At 68.8% G+C, this 15,971-nt stretch carries 13 protein-coding genes and 1 pseudogene; 6 read left to right on the forward strand and 8 right to left on the reverse strand.

Going from position 1 to position 15,971, the window contains the following annotated elements; all coding sequences use genetic code 11:
- Positions 1–48: 48 nt before the first annotated feature.
- Together OG758_RS44070 and OG758_RS44075 are read right to left on the reverse strand one after the other, a co-directional pair.
- Positions 49–894: a prephenate dehydratase gene (locus OG758_RS44070; RefSeq protein WP_326715042.1), complete on the reverse strand. Its 846-nt coding sequence runs from the start codon at positions 892–894 to the stop codon at positions 49–51.
- A gap of 908 nt (positions 895–1,802) precedes the next feature.
- Positions 1,803–3,437, reverse strand: coding sequence for a DUF6351 family protein (locus tag OG758_RS44075; RefSeq protein ID WP_326715043.1), 1,635 nt, complete (start codon positions 3,435–3,437; stop codon positions 1,803–1,805).
- 409 nt (positions 3,438–3,846) lie between these two features.
- Here OG758_RS44075 and OG758_RS44080 point away from each other — a divergent pair, with 409 nt between their 5' ends.
- Positions 3,847–4,053 carry a hypothetical protein gene (locus OG758_RS44080; protein WP_326715044.1) on the forward strand — a complete coding sequence of 69 codons (207 nt, stop codon included), beginning with the start codon at positions 3,847–3,849 and terminating at the stop codon, positions 4,051–4,053.
- Between the two features lie 51 nt (positions 4,054–4,104).
- Here OG758_RS44080 and OG758_RS44085 read toward each other — a convergent pair whose 3' ends face one another.
- From OG758_RS44085 to OG758_RS44100, 4 genes are all read right to left on the reverse strand, one after another.
- The gene (locus tag OG758_RS44085; protein ID WP_326715045.1) at positions 4,105–5,547 is read right to left on the reverse strand and encodes an aldehyde dehydrogenase; all 1,443 of its coding nucleotides are present in this window, start codon (positions 5,545–5,547) and stop codon (positions 4,105–4,107) included.
- A gap of 549 nt (positions 5,548–6,096) precedes the next feature.
- Entirely contained in the window at positions 6,097–6,267 is a 171-nt protein-coding gene (locus OG758_RS44090; protein ID WP_326715046.1) for a hypothetical protein, read from the reverse strand.
- 149 nt (positions 6,268–6,416) lie between these two features.
- Complete coding sequence (locus tag OG758_RS44095; RefSeq protein WP_326715047.1) at positions 6,417–6,842, reverse strand: hypothetical protein; 426 nt, start codon at positions 6,840–6,842, stop codon at positions 6,417–6,419.
- Positions 6,843–7,854: 1,012 nt separating this feature from the next.
- Positions 7,855–8,397 carry a TetR/AcrR family transcriptional regulator gene (locus tag OG758_RS44100; RefSeq protein WP_326715048.1) on the reverse strand — a complete coding sequence of 181 codons (543 nt, stop codon included), beginning with the start codon at positions 8,395–8,397 and terminating at the stop codon, positions 7,855–7,857.
- Positions 8,398–8,524: 127 nt separating this feature from the next.
- Here OG758_RS44100 and OG758_RS44105 point away from each other — a divergent pair, with 127 nt between their 5' ends.
- Entirely contained in the window at positions 8,525–8,746 is a 222-nt protein-coding gene (locus OG758_RS44105; protein WP_326715049.1) for a hypothetical protein, read from the forward strand.
- A gap of 319 nt (positions 8,747–9,065) precedes the next feature.
- On the opposite strand, the gene OG758_RS44110 is transcribed toward OG758_RS44105, so the two are convergent.
- On the reverse strand, positions 9,066–10,127 hold the full coding sequence (locus OG758_RS44110) for an alpha/beta fold hydrolase (RefSeq protein WP_326715050.1): 1,062 nt from the start codon (positions 10,125–10,127) through the stop codon (positions 9,066–9,068).
- Positions 10,128–11,520: 1,393 nt separating this feature from the next.
- The gene (locus tag OG758_RS44115; RefSeq protein WP_326715051.1) at positions 11,521–12,438 is read right to left on the reverse strand and encodes a TIGR03619 family F420-dependent LLM class oxidoreductase; all 918 of its coding nucleotides are present in this window, start codon (positions 12,436–12,438) and stop codon (positions 11,521–11,523) included.
- 261 nt (positions 12,439–12,699) lie between these two features.
- Between OG758_RS44115 and OG758_RS44120 the strand changes: the two genes are divergently transcribed.
- From OG758_RS44120 to OG758_RS44135, 4 genes and pseudogenes are all read left to right on the forward strand, one after another.
- The gene (locus OG758_RS44120; protein WP_326715052.1) at positions 12,700–12,900 is read left to right on the forward strand and encodes a hypothetical protein; all 201 of its coding nucleotides are present in this window, start codon (positions 12,700–12,702) and stop codon (positions 12,898–12,900) included.
- A 315-nt stretch (positions 12,901–13,215) separates the two neighbouring features.
- Positions 13,216–13,735, forward strand: a pseudogene (locus OG758_RS44125) (FAD-dependent monooxygenase); the annotation flags it as partial.
- 56 nt (positions 13,736–13,791) lie between these two features.
- The gene (locus OG758_RS44130) at positions 13,792–13,941 is read left to right on the forward strand and encodes a hypothetical protein (RefSeq protein ID WP_326715053.1); all 150 of its coding nucleotides are present in this window, start codon (positions 13,792–13,794) and stop codon (positions 13,939–13,941) included.
- 228 nt (positions 13,942–14,169) lie between these two features.
- Positions 14,170–15,630, forward strand: coding sequence for an FG-GAP and VCBS repeat-containing protein (locus OG758_RS44135; protein ID WP_326715054.1), 1,461 nt, complete (start codon positions 14,170–14,172; stop codon positions 15,628–15,630).
- Positions 15,631–15,971: the final 341 nt, after the last annotated feature.

The raw sequence follows: 15,971 nt of genomic DNA on the forward strand, positions 1-15,971 counted from the left end.
GACTGACCGGCCGGACTCACGCGGAGCCGGCCGCAGCGTCGCGGCGCCTCAGGCGGCTCGCTCGCGCAGCCGGTGCGGGTGCGCCGGGTAGACGCCGAGGACGCGGACCTCGGAGGAGAAGAAGCGCAGCTCCTGCAAGGCGAGCGTGACACCGGGCTCGTCGGGGTGTCCCTCCACTTCGACGTAGAAGCAACTGGGGTTGAGACCGGCGCCCATCTGATAGCTCTCGATCTTGGTCAGGTTCACCGCGTTGCTGGCGAAGCCGCCGAGGGCCTTGTAGAGGGCGCTGGGGATGTTCCGTACGGCGAAGAACAGGCTCGTCATCGTCGGCTCGTCAGTGACCGGGGCGATGGCCGCGTCGCGGGAGAGGATGACGAAGCGAGTGGTGTTCTCCGGGTCGTCCTCGACTCCCGCCTGCAGTACTTCCAGGCCGTGGTGTCGTGCCGCGGCGGGCGGGGCGAGCGCCGCGTGCCGGACATCGCCCAGCTCCGCCACCTCACGGGCCGCGCCCGCCGTGTCGTCGGTGACGAGCGTGCGCCAGCCACCCGTGCGCAGCACCTTCCGGCACTGGCCGAGGGCGTGCACATGACTGCGGACGCACTCGATCTGGTCGAGCAAGGCTCCGGGGACGCCCACGAGGTCGAAGTGGATGGCGAGGAAGTACTCGCCGATGACGAAGAGGCCCGATTCCGGCAGCAGATGGTGCACGTCGGCGACGCGCCCGGCGGCCGAGTTGTCGACGGGGATCACTGCTACGTCGGCCGTGCCGAGCGTCACCGCGTCCAGAGCCTGCTCGAAGCTCGTGCAGGGAAGCTCGGCGCATCCGGGGAACAGGTTCTGGGCACTGGTCGCCGAGTTGGATGCGTATTCGCCCTGGTATGCGACTCTCGTCACGGGATATCACCTTCAGTGGGAGAGCTGGCGCCGTCGGTCAGCAGGAGATCCACCGTAGACCGAACGTGCGGAAGCGCTGCGATGCTGTCCACGACGAGAGACTCGAGAGGGCGGTACCCGTCCGAGTTCGTCGGGGGAAACAGGACCGCGTGCGCCGCCGAGCGTGCGGCGGCCGTCGCGACGCGCTGCACCAGAGAGGCGACCTCTGTGTGCGCTCCGGTCAGGGGACGCGAGCGACGAAGGGATCAGCCGGCTCGGCCCGACACCGAGGCACAGGTCCCCGGTGAACCCGAGCCGCTTGTGACACAGCAGCGCCGCCGGTTCGGTCGCCGCGGCGCACGACGGCAGTGCGGCCGGCATTGCCCCGGAGGACGACAACACGGTGTCCGCGCCCGGCAACGCGAGTTCGCTCGTCAGCTGCTGCGCCGCGCCCAGTGCGATGCCGGTGACCGGTCCATACGGCGGAGGTGGCTCCGCGCAGCCGTCTTCCGCCGGAGCGCGTGGCGCATGTGGCTCGCGCAAAGAAGCTGTCCAGTACGCGGGCGCTGTCCTGTCGCGGCGGTGGGGTGCCGTGAGCGCTGGGCATGGAGAGGTCGGGCACGTGCGCGTCGGATCTCGGTGGTCCCGTCTTTGAGGCTTCGACGACGCGGTCCGTCGGAGAGGGGATACGGGGCCGTAGGCACCCGCCAGGTCGTACAGCGGGAGGCCGGGCGCAGGGCACACATCGTGGTCGAGCAGCCATGAAGCCTCGGGCACGGTGTTGGCGAACGCGGCGTGGAAGACGTCGGTGCTGAGCGTCTCCACGCCGATCCGGCCTGCCATCAGCCCCGGCATGAGAAGAAGGGGCGGGTCAGGACCGTTGTCTACTCGGTCGCAACCCGTCCCTCACGCATGGACGACGCTGCGGGTCAGTGGTGCGGGCGGACACAGCGGAAGCTGCTCGCGTCCGCGAGATCGCCGTTTCCCCTGTACTGCGGAACCCGCGGGTAGAGGCACAGGTCACGGGTGACCGTCTTGCCCGAGGGGTCCTTCACAGAGGCGCTCAGCGTCTGCGGGGCCTTGCCCTGCTCGACCCATTTGATCAGCGCGCCGAGCGCGTCGGTCGGCGCGGGACCCGTGTTGCCGGGACCGGCGCAGTGGTTGACACCCGGAGCCAGGAACAGCCGGTAGAAGTCGTCGACTCGCTGCGCGCCGCCCAGCTCCTTCTCGACCCGCTCCCGGTAGTCCATCGTGCCCTGGGTGGGGATCAGCTGGTCGGCCTGGCCGTGCCACGTCAAGAGCTTGCCGCCGGACTTGCGCAAGCCGGACAGGTCCGGGTCGTCCGATCCGATGACGTCGTCGAACTCAGCCTGGGACTGCCGGAACAGCTTCTGGAACTCGCTGTAGCCGGCGGTGGAGACGTCGTAGGCGGGCTGCTTCTTGACGAACGTCGACACCCACTCGGCGGGCACCGGGAACGGCGCACCCACGGATGTGCCGTCGTGACCGGATTTGGAATCGGCCAGCGCGGTGAGGTCGGCGCCGACCGCGGGGCCGTACCAGAGCTTCTTGTTCGAGGTGGCGCGCGGACCGTCCCAGATCTTGCGGACCACGGTGGCGTCCGCGGCCGTGAAGGTGATCTGTTCGCCGTCGCACTCGAGCGTCGTGCCGATCAGGCGGCGCGGGTCGTAGTCGCATGTGGCCGGGTCGCCGATGACGCCGTCCGCGGCGCCGTCCAGCGTGTCGCACGCCTTGACGGCGGACCGGGTAGCCAGGGCGAGTTCACACTTGGTGGGGTACGTGTGCTCCTCGTTCATCACCACCTGCGGCCAGACCGTGGCGACCTCGAACTCGTCCCAGTTGATACCGGGCGCGTCGGCGAGGATGCCGTCGTAGTCGCCCGGATGGTTCTGAGCCTCGACGTAGCCCTGACGGCCGCCCGTGGAACAGCCGTTGAAGTACGCGTACGAAGCGGGCCGGCCGTAGACACCGTTGACGACCTGCTTGGCGACGACCGCGGCCTCGTGCTCGGATCGCGAGGCGAAGTTCTCCAGGGAGGCCTTGTTGATCCTGCCATCGCTGTTCAGGGCCCAGCTGACGTCGAGGTAGCTGCTGACACCGGCATCGGTGGTCGCGACGGCGTAGCCGTTCTTGACCGCGCCGGCCAGCGCTGAACCGTAGTCGCCGGCTGCGAAGGCACTGCCACCGACGGCCTGGAACCGGCCGTTCCACCCGCTTTCGGGCAACCACACCTGGACCTTGGCGTGATCGCCGGCCCCCGGGTGGCCGACCGTGGCGGTCACCTCGCAGTGGGCAGGCACGTCCTGGATCGTGTCCCCGGGCAGCGGTGAGACGGGGGGAACCTCGACGGTCCCTGTCGGTCGGCTCACCGCGGTCAAGGACTCGATCTTGGTGCCGGCCGGCGCCTTGAGGGGGATAGTGGTGGACGCGCACCGGAAGGTGGTGGAGGCGGAATTCTCGGGTTCCGCCGCGGCGGATGGCAGATACACCGCTGCTGTCACTAGCGGCACGGCGGCCGCGAAGACGGTCAGAAGTCGTCTCATTGCATTCCTTATCGATCGCATGTCCGCCGGGAGACGGCGACACATGTGTGCGGACAACCGGTGTGCGTACCTACATGTGAGGGCGAGGAGGACACGTCAGTCACATGACGGCGGGTTCAGAGAGGGAGTGGCAATGTGTCGCCGGGCAGCACTGCTTCTGTGATCCTGCCTGCGAAAGGCTTCTGGCCCGCGTCGGACTTCCCCGCGGGGCAGGTTGACGGTGCGGCCAGGCGCTTGCATGCCGCGCGCAGCTACGGCAGGTCGTAGGGAGCGAAGCGGTTCGGGTGAAGCGGCAGCCCGGTTACTCCCGTGATGCCGACCCTGAGGCGGCGCCGAGGGGTCATTCTCAACTGCGTTGCAGGTGGGGCGTGGTGGCGAATGGCGACGGCGTCCTTCGGTCGGTGCGGCGATGTCACGGACCAGGACGAACGTCAGCACGATCATGCCGCTGCCGCTGCCGCTGCCGCTGCCGCTGCCGCTGCCGCTGCCGCTGCCGCTGCCGCTGCCGCTGCCGCCTCTGCCTCCGGCCTGGCCGTGCAGAGTGCGGGCGGCCGGGAGCTGCAGCAGACCAGCGGCGACGCCGTACGGGACGGAGGCGATGAGGAAGGCGAGGTGAGGGCGCCTCGCCCGTGCATGTCGCTGAGATTGCCCCGCAGCGGGGCGAGCGTCACAGGGTGACGGTCTGGTATTCGGTGTAGGTGCCGAGGCCGACGGCCCCGTACTCGCGGCCGATGCCGCTGTTCTTGAAGCCGCCGAAGGGGCCGTCGAAGCCGATGGGTGCGCCGTTCACGGTGACGGTGCCGGTGCGCATCCGCCGGGCGAAGGCGAGGGCGTGGCCTTCGTCGGCGGACCACACGCCGCCGGAGAGGCCGTACTCGGAGTCGTTGGCGATCCGCGCGGCCTCGTCCTCGTCGTCGTACGCGATGACGACAAGCACCGGGCCGAAGATCTCTTCCTGTGCGATGCGCATGGAGTTGGTGACGTCGGCGAAGACGGTCGGGGTGACGTAGTTGCCGCCCTCCAGGCCCTCGGGGATCTGCGGGCCACCGGTCACTAGGCGGGCGCCTTCCTTGATGCCGATTTCGATGTAGTCGCGTACGCGCTGCTGCTGGTTGGGGCGGATCATGGGGCCGATGAAGGTGTCGGGGTCGTCGGGGGCACCGACCTTCAGCGACTCGACCAGGTCCTTGAGGCCGGCGACGACCTCCTCGTACTTCTCGCGCGGAGCGAGGATGCGGGTCTGCGCGATGCACGACTCGCCGTTGTTGAGCAGCGAGCCGAACTTCAGTCCCTGCACTGCCTTGCTCACGTCCGCGTCCGGCAGGATGACCGCCGCCGACTTGCCGCCCAGTTCCAGACTGACGCGCTTCAACTGCTCGCCCGCGATGGCGGCGATCCGGCGGCCGGCGCGGGTCGAGCCGGTGAAGGCGATCTTGTCGACATCCGGGTGCGACACCAGGTACTCACTGGTCTCCCGGTCTGCGGGCAGGATGCTGAGCACGCCTTCGGGCAGACCCAGCCGGTCCACGAGTTCGGCCAGGAAGCCCATGCTCAGCGAGTTCTCCGGTGAGACCTTCAACACCACCGAGTTGCCCGCCAGCAGAGCAGGAATGATCTTTGAAGTGGCGGACGAGAACGGGGAGTTCCAGGGGATCACCGCGGCCACCACTCCCACGGCCTCTCGGCGCGCCACGCTGCGCACCGGCGACGCCGGGTCGGAGGGGACCAGCGTCTCCTCCCAGCCGAACTCCTCCGCCGCCTTGAGGTAGGCGTTCGCCTGCCGCGTCAGTCCGGGCTGGCCGGCAAGGGTGAACCAGGCGGCCGAGCCGTTCTCGGCGGAGATCAGGGAGGCGATTCTTTCCGCGTTCGCCTCGCGCAGCGCGTTGAACCGGCGCAATACCGCCACGCGTTCCAGCGGCGCTGTCGTGCGCCATGTCCCCTTCTCGAACGCGGCACGGGCTGCGGCCACGGCGCGGTCGACGTCGGCGGGCTGAGCCTGGGCGGCGCGGCCGATGACGGACCGGTCGTGCGGGGAGCGGATGTCGAGCAGTTCGGGGTTGCTCGGCACGGTCCAGGCGCCGGCGACGTAGAGGCGGTCGTAGACGTTCATGAGCGCGCTCCTTAAGGAGAAGTTCTGAATCATTCGTCTTATGTGTCACTTCAATGTAGCACTTAGATATCTTAGTGTCGCATACATGAGGCTTTAAGGTGGCGGTGGTCCATCGCGCGGACCGCGCGTCACGCTGGGGACCGTGACCAACGTGTCTCGATACGTTTCGGCGTCAGCGTTCGCGCTCGGCACCGACCGCACGGTGAGGTGTCTCGCCTCCTGTTCGGTGCGGGGTGTGACCTGGATGCGTGGCCTCCGGCACCAGATCGTCAACCTCGCCACGAGTCGTGCCGGACGGGGCGGGATTCTGTGGGGTGCCGTGGTCAATGGCCCCAACGGGGCTGGCCCGTTGAGTCAGGCGGAGGCGTCGGAGGGTGCGCGGCCTTCATCCTGCGCTCCGCCCGGGCCGGTGTGCGGTCCGACTTGCGCGGGCGCGGGGCCCGATATGGCGACGACGGCGGGGCATGGCAGACGGTCGAGCCGGCGGACGACGTCACCTCGTCAGCACTCTTCGACCCCTCGCTCTCTACGTCTCACACGCTCTACGCCTCACACGAAGGTGCTGCTCCCCAGGCTGTAGCCGAACATGACCGCGAACTCGGACCAGGACCAGACCTGCGCCGAGGCGGGCCAAGCGCTTTGGCCGGCCTCTGGTGAGAGGTCGACGTCGTCGGGGTGGGTCTTCTCCGCTGATTCGTCACTGTTCTTGGTGGGGGACATGCTGTACCTGTCTGTTCGGGGCATTTGGGGTGATGGCTGCAAGCATGGATACATCGTTTGCAACCTGTTTGAACGGTTACCGGAGAGGTGGGTGTGCGAACCTGGCATCGCGTCCGAGTGGCCCTGGGTTCCTCGCCGTGCAATGGCGGCTACGCGGCGGCCTTGAGCGGGCCGGAGAAGGATTTGCGCAGGGATGACGGGCCGACGAGGGGGAGCAGGGAGGCGAGCATCTTCCCCTTCAGCGCGCGAGGTGTGCGCGTGAGTTCTACGTCGATGCGGGTGCCGTCGCCCTCGGGGGTGAGCTCGAAGACCCAGCCGCCGCCCGCCCCGAAGAGCTTCGAGTCCAAGGTGGTGATGGTGACCTTGGAGTCGTCCCACTCGTAGTGCGCGCGTTCCCATGCGGCGCTGGTCCCCTCGGTCACTTCGGCCCAGAACGGGCCGAGTTCGTGGACGGTGAAGTGGTCGGCGTCGATGCTGGGCCAGGCCTCGACGCGGGAGGGGCTGAAGTCGGTCAGTACCGCCAGTGCCTCCTCGAGGCGAAGGGACGACTTGAGGTGAAAGCGGACGATGGTCATGGGAATCCCCTGTGTCAGAACTGCTGTCGATGTAACCGTCACCGGCCAACATCACGTAACCGGCTTGACTGGTTACTACTCTCTTGTGTTCTGCGTAACCTGTCAAGATGGTTATGGGTGAGCAGTGAGGGTCGTGTGATCCAGCCGGCGCGCGTTGCAGATCCGCATCGGCTGAAACCCCGACAAGAGAGCGAAGTCGTTCCTGCGGCTTGGGCTGCGGACCTAGCGAAGGACCTCAAAGGAGGCGTTTGGGTACTCGGCCCGCTCGAACAGCGCCTCGCGGTACGCCTTCTCGTGGCCTGCGTGGGTGACGAAGAGCTGCCCCCTCCCCGGTGGCCGACCTGGACCGCCTCGATCCAGTGGCGCGGGAAATCTGTGGGTGCGAGGCATCTTCCGGCCGTCAACTGACCGACCCCGGAAGCGCGTCACGTGAACCGGATCGAACTTGATCTCGGTGACGTCGCCGGCCTGGCTGCCGGGCTGGGGTCAGGAGGCGAGCCTTCATCAACACCGGCGAGATCCACAGGGATCCGGCGACCCGATGCCGCACTACGGCCGAAGTGTTTGCTGGGGAGGAGCGCGGTGAGAGCGCTACGCAGGCACTGTTGGCGCTGACAGGCCCGGATGCGGGTCCGGGTGAGCGCGCGTCGAGCCCCGGCGGTTGGTCGGCGCGTTCGACCGGTGGCGGGCGCGCGAGATAAATGCGGTGCTGTCGCGGGGGGTGCCGTTCGTCTTTGCGGCGTGCGCGCTGAACGGTCCCCCCGGAGGCGGAGAGGCTGCGTGCGGAGCTGGGACGTGTGGTGGGCGAGTTCGCGCCGTGGCCGTGGCCGCGGCGGGCCGTGGATCGGAGAACGGTGAACTTCCTGTCACCGGGCGAGGCGGCCGATCTCGAGGGCGTCCGGTCCGCCTGTGGCCGCGAGCAGTATGCCGGGCGCGCGGCGGTCGCAGCGGTGAGGAGGCGGTACGACCCGGCGACCTCGGCCGCTTCAACCCCACCACCAGGCCGGTCGGATCAGGCCGGCCCGAGCCCCTTCACCAGGGTGTCGACGACGAGATCGGCCGCCTGCCCGTCGCTCATATCGGGCATCTGTCGCACCACGAGATGCGTCAGCTGCGGGAGTAGCGCGCCGGCCCATCCTTCGGGCAGCTCTGCACGGATCGCCCCCTCGTCGACGGCGCGCTGCAGAAAGGTGTCGACTTCCCGGACCGAGGAGTTCCGCCGCTCGCGGAACGCGTCGTCGGTCAGCATGCGGGTCAGGTCCACGGGCCACTTGCGGTTCACCGCGATGATGCCCTCCACATACCGATGCAGGGCCACGGTGACCGGAGCCTCTTTCAGGCGCGCGTCGGAGATGGCCTGCTCGACGGCTTCCAGCCGGGATTCGTAGATCGTCGCGAGAAGCTCCTCGCGGGACGCGAACCGTCGGTAGACGGTCCGCCGGTCCACACCGGCCTCAGCCGCGATGCTCGAGATGCTCGCGGTGGGATCCGCGGCGAGCATGCGGGCTCCGGTGGTCAGCACGGTTTCCAGGTTGCGTGCGGCGTCGGCCCTCATGAGGGAGAGCCTACAACGCTGTGCATGTTAGGACGGTATGGGTCGCACCAAGGCGCACATAGGTGCCATAAGTGGCACATCAACGTGACGGCGTCGGTTGGCGTCGCGACATGAAGTCCGTACGGTGATGTCGTCCCTTGTTGCGGCGATGTCGTCCCTTGTCGACGAGGCCAAGGACGTCGGAGGCATGGTCGATTTCCACGCGGAACACGGCGTCGATCTCCTCCGGGGCACGGCCCGCCTCATGGGCAGCCGGTCGAGTAGCGAGCGCTGGGCGATGAGGCCGTCGATGCCGGTGTGGCTGGGGGCGACGCATAGTCCGTGCTACCTGAGCGTACCGCCCGAGTGAGCGCTCGCCAGGGTGGCTCGGCACAGCGACGGATGGCCGCCAGGACGTGGCTCCCTGGCCGGGTTCAGTGGCGAGTGGTGGAGGGCCTGCACGGCGCGATCATGTTCCCGCCGGGCCACAGGGTCACCCAACTCCTGGGCCGCGAGGCCCCGCGGCCGGGCGCAGGGCAGATGGGTCCCACAGAACTGCAGACGGGTCCCATAGAACTGCAGACGGGTCCCACAGAACTTCGGTCATCGGAGCGGGCATTCTGCGAGTGGGTTCGCCCGCGGCGGGCACGCCGGGGCCGTCCGCGTGCGGGCCGGCCTCTGGCTCTCTGTCAGAAGTGGTCCACGTCCACGACGGCCTGGGCGAACGCTGTCGGTGCCTCCTGCGGCAGGTTGTGTCCGACGGCCAGCGTGCGGTGCTCGTACTTCCCGGTGAACATGGTGCGGTACCCGGTTCCGTCGCCGGGCGCGGTGAACGGGTCGTACTGGGCGTCGATGGTGATGGTGGGCACCGCGATGGTGGGCGCCTGAGCCAGCCGGTCCTCGTAGCTGTCGTAGCGCCGCTCGCCCTCGGCCAGGTCGAGACGCCAGCGGTAGTTGTGGATCACGATCGCGGCGTAATCGGGGTTCTCGAAGGCGGCTTCGGTGCGCTCGAAGGTGGCGTCGTCGAAGTTCCAGGTCGGTGAGACGGTCTGCCACACCAGCTTGGTCAGGTCATGGCGGAGGTCTTGCCGCTCCATGGCCTTCTTGCCGCGCTCGGTGGCGAAGTAGTACTGATACCACCAGGTGTGTTCGGCGGCCGGCGCGATCGGTTCCAGCTGTGCCTTGCGGTTGGTGATGAGGTAACCGCTCACTGACACCAGGGCCTTGACCCGCTCGGGCCACAGGGCCGCGAGGATGTCGCCGGTTCGCGAGCCCCAGTCGAAGCCGGCGACCACGGCCTTGTCGATCTTTAGGGCGTCCATCAGCGCGATGATGTCCAGGGCGATCGCCGACTGCTGCGCGTTGCGGAACGTGCGGGAGGAACGGAAGTGCGTCGTGCCGTGGCCCCGGAGGTACGGGACGATCACGCGATAGCCCTGGTCGGCCAGCAGCGGAGCGACGTCGACGTAGCTGTGGATGTCGTAGGGCCAGCCGTGCAGGCAGACGACGGCAGGCCCGTGGGCGGGTCCGAGCTCGGCGTAACCGACGTTCAGCAACCCCGCCTTGATCTGCTTCAGCGAGGGGAAGGAGGTGTGCGTGCCCGGGGTTACGGACGGCACCACGGGAACCTTGCCGCCTTGGTTCGAGGTGCTGGTGGAGGCGTGGGAAACCCCCTGCAGACCGGCCAGGGAGACCGCGGCCGCTCCGGTGCCGAGGCCCATCGCCTTGCTGAAGGTACGCCTGTTGATCATGTGAAACCTTCCGTGTGTTCCGTAAGACATGCGTCCGTGCCGTTCGCGACGGCCAACGTGTGAGTTGACTCTGACAGGTCTCACATCACCGGTCAAGACGGTTACGTGACGGCTTTGGGAAGGGGTTTCCCATGACTGACGTCAAGCGTGCGAGGCGGCGGCGGATTCTTACCGGCGTCGAGGCGGCCGTGACGGCCTGCGTCGCGGCCGGGGTGTTCGCACTCATCGGCATCGCCAATGCCACCGCCAATGCCACCGCCAATGCCACCGCCAATGCCGACCGGCAGGCGGCAGGCGGCAGGCGGCAGGTCGAGCCCACCATTGGGCTGGAGCACGGCACCTTCGCCGACGCCTCCAGCTGGAACGGTGTGAGCCCCGCTACACGCCGACGGCTGTCCCATCGTCGCGGCGGCGAGTCCCCTGAGGTCCGCACGCCGACGCCGACATGGACGCTCTGTGCGGCATCCTCGACCACGCCACAGGTGCCACGATCCTCGTCGGTCACTCATGCGGCGCTTGGCGATCGGCGAGGCCGCGGGGGGCGATCCCGAGGTCGAGGGGGCTCGTCTACAGGGCGGCGTTCCTGCCTGTGCCGGGAGGGTCGGCTCTGGACCTGCGAACGAAAACCCCGGCTCCACCCTGCCTGACGCCCTCGACCCGGCGCCCGTCACCACCCCCGACGGAAGCAGGGGCTCGGAGCTCTACATCCAACAGGACGAGTTCCGCCACCAGTTCGCAGCGGACGTCTCTCCTGTGAAGGCTGCGCTCACCGCCGCAGGTCAACGCACCGCGTCGCCCGGTAGTGACCGGCCGGCCGCTGGTTGCCGCCAGGATTCGAAGCGAGGTCACGGGCCAGGGGCCGTGGGCTGTAGGTCTGACGTCGGGTCCTGCCTCGCCTGGAGGCTTTCGCGGGCGAGCTGGCGGCAGAGAGTCTGCGGGAGGTGGGAGGTGGGAGGTGGGAGGCGGGAGGGGGAGGCGGGAGGCGAGACCGGACGGCCACGACCGGGTCGCATGGTACCCACCGCCCGACACCCGACATGTCCACCGTGCAGGGCGCGAGTGAGGGTCGCGATCCTCTCCAGCCCGGTCGGCGCGACGCCGTGGAACCGCTACGCCGGATACGACCTGGGGGACTGCGACGCCGTGGTCATCTCAAAGGACCATGGCTTGCGCAAGCCGGAATTGGAGATCTCCCGCCTCGCGCTCGGGATGCCCGAACTGGAGCCCGTTCATTGTGTGTTCGTCGACGACAGCCCGCAGCACCTCTCGTATCGGCGGCGGAACTGGGCTTCGCCACGGTGTACGCGAAGGATCCGCGGCAGACGAGCGCCGAACTGGAGGATCTCTTAGGCGTCCCTGGTGTCCCTGGCCGGGCAGGACTGGCCGGCCCTTGTCAGCCTCTCCGTACGCCCTGGATGAAGCGGCCTGCAAGGTCGATACGTTCGTCGAGGGACGCGGGTGATTGCCCGAGATCGATGAAGAGTTCATGCACGCCCGCCTCGGCAGCGGCACGCGCGTAGTCGATGTACTGGCCGAGCGTTCCGGACCGGGGGAACTGCTCGGCCTCGGCCTCGACTTCGGTCAGGGCCGGGTTGACCCGTAGCGCCATGCGCAAGCCGCGGGGATTGCGGTCCACCGACTCCGCTTCTTCGGCGATCGTCTTCCACATGCTCATGAGACGGGGCAGCGGCATCGCCACGGGCAGCCAGCCGCTGGCCCGCCGGGCGACCCGGCGCAGCCCGCCGGGGCTGAACGCGGCGAGCAGGACCGGCGGACCGGGCCGCTGCTCGGGCTTCAGCCCGACGACGGTCTCCGGGACCGTGAACAGCGTTCCCCGGTGGGCGAATTCGTCCTCGGCCCAGTACGTCTCCAGGATGTCGAGCGTCTCGTCGAGGCGGGGGCCCCTGCCTTCCCACGGCACGCCTACGGCCGCGTACTCGTCGGGCATCCAGCCGAGACCGAACCCGACGTCAAGCCGGCCGCGGCTGAGTACGTCGAGTGTGGTCAACGACCGGGCGAGCATGAGGGGAGGGTGCCACAGGCCGTTGAGCGTGCTGGTGCCCAGCCGGACGCGGCTGGTGTGGGCGGCGGCGAAGGCCAGGCTCGTCAGCGGGTCCATGTGGTTCTCGTAGATCCGCGGCATCACCCCGTCCTGGCTCGGATAGGGCGCGCTCGGCGAGCGGGGGGCGAGTACCCGGTCTCCCGTCCACAGGGAGTCGTACCCCAGGTCCTCCGCGGTGCGGCTGACGATGATGACACCGTCGGTATGGGCGTCGGTACCGAAAGTGGGGAGGGCCAGACCCAGGCGCATGTTCTTTCTTCCTCCGGGAGTGTCAGACGGTGGCGGCGTCAATGATGACGGGCACGTTGTTGCGTGTCGCCATGGGGTAGGGGCCGGCCGGTTGGTGGCGCCGTCGACAGGGTCACCCGATTTCTTGGAACGTGAGCGAGGACATCGAACTCTCGGCAATGAAGTAACCGTCTTGACGGGTTATGCGGAGAGGTGCAGACTGGTTGTCGTCCAGGCAGTACGCGAGGACGTGATCAACGACTGATGAGATGAGGGCTGATCATGGACAAGTCATTCGCGATGGACGCCGAGGTTGCTGCGGCGGCACGGCACGCGCGGTACGGCGAGCTTCCCGCGCGGATCCGCTTCGAGGACATGACCGAGGGAGTGGAAGCCGAGGTGAACGTCGGGGCGAACGCCGCGTACGACCCCGAGCGCTCGTGGAACTTCTACTCGTGCCTGGCCTTGGATCTAGGGCTCTAGGCCAGGGGTGAGGCAGATCGTGCACTGGATCGAGCGCCGCTGGGTTCCGGGTCGGGCGGGCGAGGATCAGTGCGCGTCGCCTGGGGCGCCGACCAGGTTGCCGTCACTGTCAGCGAAGAAGCGCTCCCGACCCCGAAGGGGTAGGGGCCGTCGCATCGAGGGTGCGGTCGGCGGGCAGTGCGCGTGGAATCTCGTAGGGGCATCCTCACAGTCGACCTAGGCATGTGTGCGATGAGCCGGGATGCCATCACCTGTCAGTGTGGTGGTGCGGGAAGAACGTGTTTCGCGCATGTACCGCGCCAGGCGGACGGCTAGCGCGCGGGCCGGGTCCGCCTTGCGGGAGACGCTACGCACGTCCACTCACCGTTCGGCGGTCGGAGGCTCACCCTCGGCATCGGCGACGAGATGAACCTCGGTTGGAAACTCGCCGCGGTCGTACGCGCCTGGGCACCGGAAGGACCGCTGGACTCGTACACGGCCGAACGGCACCCGATCGGGGCGTGGGTGCTCGACTGGCCCCGGGCGCAGACCGCGTTGATGCGGCCGGAGCCACAAGCCCGCGCCCTGCGCAACGTTGTCGCCGAGCTGGCCGAGTCTGCCGCCGGCACCACATACTTCGCCAACACGATCCCTGGTGTTTCCCAACGGCACGACATGGCCGGCGAGTTGCCATCACCACCTGCCTGTCGGCAGACCAGAGCTGGCCGGGCCGCTCGTACGCCAGGACGGAATCGTTGCCTGGGCAGCCGACGCCGGGGACGCGTCGGACTCAGAGGACAAGCTCGCTGACGCCCTGCCGCGGTGGTTCGGAGCGCCGGCCTTGCCGGATGAGTGAACCGGCCGTGGACCGTTGATGCGTGGAAGCGCGTAACGGCAGGCCCGACTACCGTGATGAAGCGGCCGCAACACCCGATCGCGCTCTCTGGCACAGTCCAGTGCGTCCGCCACCGCAGCAAGCGCCCGACCGTGTTCCTCGTCGACCATGGCGACCTCGACGGCAAGGAGGTCGCCGCCGTGTCGCCCCCATGTGCCCCGACCTGACCAAGCCGCTCACGGCCCTGCGGGCGGGAGGCCGGTACAGGGGGGCACCGGGTGCCGATCCGCGTGAACATCGCCCGCCAGGGGCCATCGGCTGGGTCGGCTGCACTCAGGACGACGTCCCCCGGTCACACACCGAACTCGTATCCGAGTCCGTATCAGCACAACCCTGGGCGCCCTCCGGATGTCCCACAGGTGAACTCCGCACCTCTCGGACACCTTGGAGACCACATGCGCACACGGATACGGACGTACGCCACAGCAGCCACCATCGTCGCTGCGGCCACTGCCGGGCTGACCCTCCCGGCCTCGGCCTCCGTTCCCGCGCAGACCGACGGCGACTTCAACGGCGACGGGTATGCGGACCTCGCCGTCGGCGTACCCGACGGCACGGTCGGGGGTAAGGCGAGAGCCGGCTACGTCAACATCGTCTGGGGCGGCCCGAAGGGAATCGGCGCTCACGGCAGCATCCGTATCAGTCAGGCCACGCCCGAGGTGCCCGGTACCCCGGAGGCGGGCGACCACTTCGGCGCCTCCGTGGCGCTGGTGGACCTGAACGGCGGCGGCGGTGCGGAGCTCCTCGTCGGCGCCCCGGGCGAGGACATCACGGGCCGCGGCAAGGACGTGGGCATGGTCCTCGCGGTGGGCGGCGGCAAGAGCGCCCCAGGCTCGGGTTCCGTAGTTCTCGACGGCCCCTCGGCGTCGGCTGCGTACGGCAGATCGGTCGCGGCGGCCGATCTGACCGGCGACGGCAACAAGGAGATCGTGATCGGCGGCACGGACAAGGTCGTCGCCCGTGTAGCCCAGGGCGAAGACAGTATGGTCGCCACGGTCGTCACCGCCCCCATGGGTGGCCACGCCCCCGTCCTCGCCACCGGTGACTTCACTGGGGACGGCACGGCGGACCTCGCGGTCGGGTACTGGACGAAGACCCCGTTCACCCAGTCCCACGTACGCCTGTGGGCCTGGGACGCGACCGAGCAGGCCATGGCCAACACCTGGAACACCGACAACGCCGGCGTCTCCGCCCTCGCCGCGGGAGACTTCGACGGCGACGGCCACGACGACCTGGCCCTCGGCGAGTGCCGTGAGATCGCCGACGAGAACATCGACGACCCGTGCGGTCCTGAGGAGCTGGCCAAGGGCGGCGGCATCCACGTCCACTACGGCAACGCGACGCCCGGCAGCTTCGGGTTCCGCCAGCAGACCCTCAACCAGGACACGGTGGGCGTGGCGGGCATCGCGGAGGACGGTGACCACTTCGGTGCCGCCCTTGGCGTCGCCGACATCAACCACGACGGCCGCGACGACCTGATCGCCGGCGCCCCCGGCGAGGCGATCGGCACCCGCTCGGGCGCCGGCGCCGCGACCCTTCTGTTCGGCGGCCCGACCGGCCTCGTCGACGCGTCGGGCGACGGCCACTCCGTCGGGTTCCAGCAGGACACCGCGCACGTACCGGGGGTCGCCGAAGCTGGTGACGCGTTCGGTGCCGCCGTCGCCACCGGCGACTACGACCACGACGGCAGGGCGGACCTGGCGGTCGGATCCCCGGGCGAGAACGCCGCCTCGGGCGGCGTGTGGCTGCTGCCCCGGGCGAGTGCCAACGGCTCCTCCGCATTCACACCCGCCAAGCTGGGCCTGCCCTCCCCGTCGAGCGCGCTCGCATACGGGAGGTACCTCAGCGGCCAGTGACAGAGCTGTTCCCAAACCCGGCCCCCGGGGGATTGTCTCCGGGGGCCGGGACTGCGTGTGGCTCGCAGCCTCCGCCGGTGATGGACCTACCAGGGGCAGTCTCTGCAGCGCGGTGTCCCCGTAGATCATCGCGCGCCACATGTGGTTCACAGGTCGCCGTGGCGCAGGCGCACGAACCATGAAGACGACCAGGGGAAACCGGCGGCCAGTTCCGCGAGGCGTGCGCGTTGTGGCTGCCACATGAGCTGAGGTGTGATCGACGCGAAGGATGAACCCTCGCGGTGGTGGGGTCGCCGGCACGGAAAGAGGGCAGTGGCAGACGTGTCGGCGCGTCATGACGG

Source organism: Streptomyces sp. NBC_01474 (assembly GCF_035918215.1).
GTDB classification, from domain to species: Bacteria; Actinomycetota; Actinomycetes; order Streptomycetales; family Streptomycetaceae; genus Streptomyces; species Streptomyces aureus.

Excerpts from the sequence above, each read along its gene's own strand:
- OG758_RS44075 (WP_326715043.1), bottom strand. The coding sequence starts at position 3,437 with ATGAGACGACTTCTGACCGTCTTCGCGGCCGCCGTGCCGCTAGTGACA.
- OG758_RS44080 (WP_326715044.1), top strand. The coding sequence starts at position 3,847 with ATGTCACGGACCAGGACGAACGTCAGCACGATCATGCCGCTGCCGCTG.
- OG758_RS44085 (WP_326715045.1), bottom strand. The coding sequence starts at position 5,547 with ATGAACGTCTACGACCGCCTCTACGTCGCCGGCGCCTGGACCGTGCCG.
- OG758_RS44090 (WP_326715046.1), bottom strand. The coding sequence starts at position 6,267 with ATGTCCCCCACCAAGAACAGTGACGAATCAGCGGAGAAGACCCACCCC.
- OG758_RS44095 (WP_326715047.1), bottom strand. The coding sequence starts at position 6,842 with ATGACCATCGTCCGCTTTCACCTCAAGTCGTCCCTTCGCCTCGAGGAG.
- OG758_RS44100 (WP_326715048.1), bottom strand. The coding sequence starts at position 8,397 with ATGAGGGCCGACGCCGCACGCAACCTGGAAACCGTGCTGACCACCGGA.
- OG758_RS44105 (WP_326715049.1), top strand. The coding sequence starts at position 8,525 with ATGTCGTCCCTTGTTGCGGCGATGTCGTCCCTTGTCGACGAGGCCAAG.
- OG758_RS44110 (WP_326715050.1), bottom strand. The coding sequence starts at position 10,127 with ATGATCAACAGGCGTACCTTCAGCAAGGCGATGGGCCTCGGCACCGGA.
- OG758_RS44115 (WP_326715051.1), bottom strand. The coding sequence starts at position 12,438 with ATGCGCCTGGGTCTGGCCCTCCCCACTTTCGGTACCGACGCCCATACC.
- OG758_RS44120 (WP_326715052.1), top strand. The coding sequence starts at position 12,700 with ATGGACAAGTCATTCGCGATGGACGCCGAGGTTGCTGCGGCGGCACGG.
- OG758_RS44130 (WP_326715053.1), top strand. The coding sequence starts at position 13,792 with ATGAAGCGGCCGCAACACCCGATCGCGCTCTCTGGCACAGTCCAGTGC.
- OG758_RS44135 (WP_326715054.1), top strand. The coding sequence starts at position 14,170 with ATGCGCACACGGATACGGACGTACGCCACAGCAGCCACCATCGTCGCT.